We start from the raw sequence: 4463 nt of genomic DNA on the forward strand, positions 1-4463 counted from the left end.
TTAATCGGTCGACGCGAATAAGGGCCATGGCAGAGCTTATCGGCGGCGTCGAGCATCGCACGATCACGATTGTCGACTACTCTCCGGCCTGGCCGGCCAGATTCGAGCAGGAACGGCGACAAATCCTCACAGCGCTGGGGCCCTGCTCGACTCGTCCGAGGCGATGCTTGCTGCCGCGCAGCGGCGGCTGGCCGCCGAGCCGGCTGACGTTCGTGACCGTGTCCGGCTGGTGCGAGGAAGCGGCGAGGACGCGCCCGCCCTGACGCGGGGCCGACGATTTGCCGCTGTGCTGTGTCACGGCGTGTTGATGTATCTGTCCGAGCCGGCCCCGATGATCGAGGCCCTGTGCGCGTGCACCGTTGTGGACGGCATCGTCTCGGTGATGGCGCTCAACGCGGCGACCCTTGCCGTCCGCCCCGCGCTGGAGCGTCGGTGGGACGACGCGCGGGCCGCCTTCCACGCCCGGGGGGAGTGCGGCGTGCTGGGTTTGGACACGCGTGCCGACACCGTCGAGGAACTCTCCGGCCTGTTCGCTGATCGTGGAGTTCGCCCGCTGGCCTGGTACGGCGTGTGGCTGTTCACCGACTGGATGACCCTCGACGACGGGGACGACGGGGACGACGAGGACGACGAGGACGAGCTGACCAGGATCGCCGAGGTGGAACTCGAAGCCGGCCGGCGTGATCCCTACCGGCGGCTCAGCCGGGTGTTCCACCTTGTGGGACGCGGATGACCTGACGCGGTTGCCGGCTCTCCAGCGGACGCGGGCGTCAAACCACGGCGGTGATCGGTTCTTCGAGTACGCCTGTGATGTTGCCCGGCGGCTTCGGTAGCCCGTGACTATTATTCTGGTCATGGCGACGATCCCGTTGGCGGATGCAAAGGCACGGCTGTCGGCCGTGATGGACGAGATCCGAGACACCCATGAACGAGTGGTGATCACCCGGAACGGGCGACCCGAGGTGATCATGCTCGCTGTCGCGGATCTGGAGGCGTTGGAGGAAACCCTCGACCTGCTGTCCACGCCAGGCGCGGTGGAGCGGATCCGTCAGGCCGAGGCGGACATCGCCGCCGGTGAGGCCATCGGTGCCGACGAGCTACGTCGCGCGTTCGCCGTCCGGGTCGAGCGGGAACGGTGACCGACGACGCCTATCGGCTCTCGCTCGCCCCGGCCGCACACAGGACGCTGACCGAAGGCCCACCGGTCGGGCTGCCGCTCGCCGTGGCAGCCGCGGTGATCGAGTTCGTCACCGGCGCGCTGCTCGACAACCCGCAACGCGTCGGCAAACCACTGGCCCGCGAGCTACACGGCTATCACGCCGCCAGACGCGGCGCCTACCGCGTGGTCTACCGCATCGACGACCGCAGACGCATGGTCCACGTCGTACGTATCGACCACCGCGCCGACGTCTACCACACGTAGATGGCACGGTCCGCTGCCGGACATCAAAGCCCGAGGCAGAGGCGGATGCAATCCCAGCTCGCCCGCATCTGAAGTTCGTCTGAACCGGGTTCTGGAGCCACCCCTGGATAGCGGCAGACCCTCGGCTGCCAGCCAGTAGCGTCGACCATCAGTCCCCGTCTCCGGCCTGGCGCTCCGGTGCCAGCTCAGTAGATCCGATCGTCGAGACAGACGCCACGAGGTGAGCGCCGCGCTGATACCGCGAACCGCGCCACAGTCGATTCCTGGCCGTGGCGCCATGCCACGGCCCCAACTGCGAACTGCCCCGTCTGTCAGTCGAGTGCCAGTGCGACACCCTTGTCGCATAATGTCGCCGACTAGCACGGACTGTGCCGGTGGCACACTGGCGAGGTGACCATAGGCGGCGGCGCGGACGGCACGAGCGGCTACGAGAGCTACGACTTCTACGTGTCGTACGCGCAGGCGGACCGGGCCTGGGCAGAGTGGATCGCCTGGGCGCTGGAAGATGCCGGGTACCAGGTCCAGATCCGGGCCTGGGACTCCGTTCCCGGCTCCAACTGGGTTGCCAGCGTCGACGACGGCCTTCAACGGTCCGACCGAACAATCGTGGTGCTTTCCGACGCCTACATCCGCTCGGAACACCGCAAGGCGGAATGGCAGGCTGCCTGGGTCCGTGACCCGACCGGCAGTGGCCGCCGGCTTCTCGTCGCCCGGGTCGCGAACTGTGCGCCGCCCGGGTTGCTGGGCCCGGTCGTCTCGTTCGACCTGTTCGGCCAACCGGAAGACCAGGCCCGCTTTCAGTTGCTGTGGGCGGCGGGGCTGGCGGCCTCGGGCGGACGGGCGAAGCCCACCTGCGCGCCGCCCTACCCTCAGGACGGCAGGGCGGTACCCGTCCGGCCGTCGTTTCCCGAGCCTGATGTGCCAGGCGCCAGTGGGCATGGTGCCATCTTCTTCTCCTATCCCGAGCCCCGTGCCACCGCCATCTGCGCACCGAGCGTGCTGCTCAGGCCCGAACACCGCGTCGCGCCCTTCGTCGAGCTCAGCGGCGACAGGGCCGCGCTGCATCTCTGGGTGGCCGGGCCAGGCTTGTTCTCCGCGCGGCTGCTGGCTGGTGAGGCTGGATCGGGCAAGACGCGGCTGGCCATGCGGGTCTGCGAGGAGCTGAGCGAGCAGGGCTGGCTGACGGTCCTGGTCAACTCCTCGTTGAGCCAGGCCCAGCTCCGGTGCCTGCGCGAGGCCGATGTCCCGGTGATGGTGGTCGTCGACAGCGCCGAACCGCGGCTCGACCAGGCCGCCCTGATCGCTGCCATACTCGCCGAGGGGGCCGCGTCCGGCACCTCGCCGCGGCGGCTGCTCCTGCTCACACGGTCCGCCCAGTACCTGCTCCGGGATCTCCAGTCGCTGGCCGACACGCGGACCGCCGACCTTTTCCGAGCGGCCCAGGCCCAGTCGATAACCCCTCTTCCGGCCGGGCCCGACGCGCGGCGCGTCCATTTTGATGCCGCATACATGGCGTTTCGGACAGAGCTGCGACAGGCCGGGCCGATCGTCGTGCCGCCACCCGCTGATCTCATGCGTCTTCAGTCGGTGCTGGACGTACACGCGGCGGCGCTGAACGCCTCCCTCAGAGATATCCACAGCTCCCGGGCCCCGTTTGCCACGCTGATGGAACACGATCAGCATTGCTGGCGTGAGCTCGGCCGTCACGACGGCGACCTTCAGACAGGTCTGGCGGCCAAGATCTGCGCCCTGGCGACACTCACGCGGCCCGGCTCCTTCGCGGAGGCGGAAGCCCTGTCGGCCGCGCTGCCCGGCATACTGGGCGTCGACGCCGAAGGGATCCGGCAGTGCCAGAACGCGCTCGGCACGCTCTATCCGGGCCGATGGGCGTTCAGCCCGATCCGGCCCGATGCGTATGGCGAGTATCTGGCGGCGGTCGCGCTGGCGGTTGACCCGTCTCTCGCCCGTGCGCTGGGGTCCGCCTGCTCCGCCGACCAGGCAGCGAGCACTCTCACCGTTCTCGGTCGCGCTCTGCCCCGCCACCCGGAGCTGGCCACCGCGATCGCGGAGATGCTCCGGGCGAATCCCAACGAGTTCGTTCTCGTCGCCACAGAGGTCGCCACCCGGCTCCCTGACCCGGAACGGTTCGCGCGGGCCGTGGCCGATGCCTTCGACGACTCGGCGCTCGGCCAGCTCACGCTCATCACGGCGACGGAGCTGGCGGACCGGGTACGACGCGGCGGCCGGGAACTCGGCCCGCTACGTGGGCTCAGCCTGCGCGCCTCGGCGGCGAACGGGCGCAGGCTGACCGCCGGCTTGACCACGCCCGCCGCGCGGGATCCCAACCTGGCGAGTCTGACAAATATCCTCGACAAGGTGACAAACGGCGTTATCGACCTGTTCGTCGGCCTTGTCGATCCGGGTTCCGGACGCATGCCGTCCAACCCGGACGGGACGCCGGCCGTCCCGCCCGATCTCCTCGGAACATACTTCGACCTGCAACGATACTTCCGGGGATCGGATCCCGAGAAGAAGTGAGCCAGCAGGCGGAGGCAGGAGAACCGTCGGGACCTCCAGCGCCGATCATGCCGGCTGCCAGCAGCATCCGGATGTTGGAGGATTCGGGAACGCCTGGCTGAGGAAGCGGAACGTGCGTCGTTCATCGGCCCGTTCCCGTCCGGTCCGCGAGAACGACCTCACCGGACTCGCGGGGCCAGGTGGGTCATCAGGGGGTCAGGTTCCACAGGGCGTCGAGGGGAGAGCGCAGAGGCGGTCGCCGAAGGGCAGGGTTTGTTGGCCGGTGTAGAGGACGTAGCCGGCTACGAAGCGTGGGCCGAGCAGGTTCGCGAGGTGGCGCAGGCCGGCGAGGTCCTCGGTGCGGACGGTGGCGCCGGCTTTGACCTCGATCCCGACGACACGGCCGTCAGGGGTTTCCAGCAGCGCGTCCACCTTGACCTTGTCCGGTAGTGGTAGCAGTTGGTGCAGCTCGCCGCCGACACCGGCCCGTGTGCAGGGATTGCGGATGTTGCGATTGTTTCGG

General features: G+C 68.8%; 5 protein-coding genes and 1 pseudogene. 5 read left to right on the top strand and 1 reads right to left on the bottom strand.

The annotated features are described in order from the left end of the window. The 5 genes and pseudogenes from AC5LSR_RS23290 to AC5LSR_RS23310 all read left to right on the top strand — a co-directional run. Positions 1-263 (top strand): annotated as a pseudogene (locus AC5LSR_RS23290) (hypothetical protein); the annotation flags it as partial. A gap of 44 nt (positions 264-307) precedes the next feature. Next, positions 308-733 (top strand): hypothetical protein, encoded by a 426-nt coding sequence (locus tag AC5LSR_RS23295; RefSeq protein ID WP_250286974.1) that lies wholly within the window; start codon positions 308-310, stop codon positions 731-733. Between the two features lie 103 nt (positions 734-836). Beyond that, positions 837-1139, top strand: a complete 303-nt coding sequence (locus tag AC5LSR_RS23300) for a type II toxin-antitoxin system Phd/YefM family antitoxin (RefSeq protein ID WP_250286970.1) — start codon at positions 837-839, stop codon at positions 1137-1139. Continuing rightward, positions 1136-1423, top strand: a complete 288-nt coding sequence (locus AC5LSR_RS23305) for a type II toxin-antitoxin system RelE family toxin (RefSeq protein WP_445548415.1) — start codon at positions 1136-1138, stop codon at positions 1421-1423. The genes AC5LSR_RS23300 and AC5LSR_RS23305 overlap by 4 nt, the downstream gene beginning before the upstream one ends. Before the next feature lie 390 nt (positions 1424-1813). After that, complete coding sequence (locus tag AC5LSR_RS23310) at positions 1814-3961, top strand: TIR domain-containing protein (protein ID WP_250286968.1); 2148 nt, start codon at positions 1814-1816, stop codon at positions 3959-3961. A 195-nt stretch (positions 3962-4156) separates the two neighbouring features. On the opposite strand, the gene AC5LSR_RS23315 is transcribed toward AC5LSR_RS23310, so the two are convergent. Then, on the bottom strand, positions 4157-4463 hold a 307-nt coding region (locus AC5LSR_RS23315), incomplete at its 5' end, for a DUF4143 domain-containing protein (protein WP_493469035.1).

This window comes from Protofrankia sp. CiP1_Cm_nod4 (assembly GCF_982290645.1).

Bases quoted from the DNA above. Each gene is read 5' to 3' on its own strand.
- AC5LSR_RS23295 (WP_250286974.1), top strand. From the start codon at position 308: ATGTATCTGTCCGAGCCGGCCCCGATGATCGAGGCCCTGTGCGCGTGC.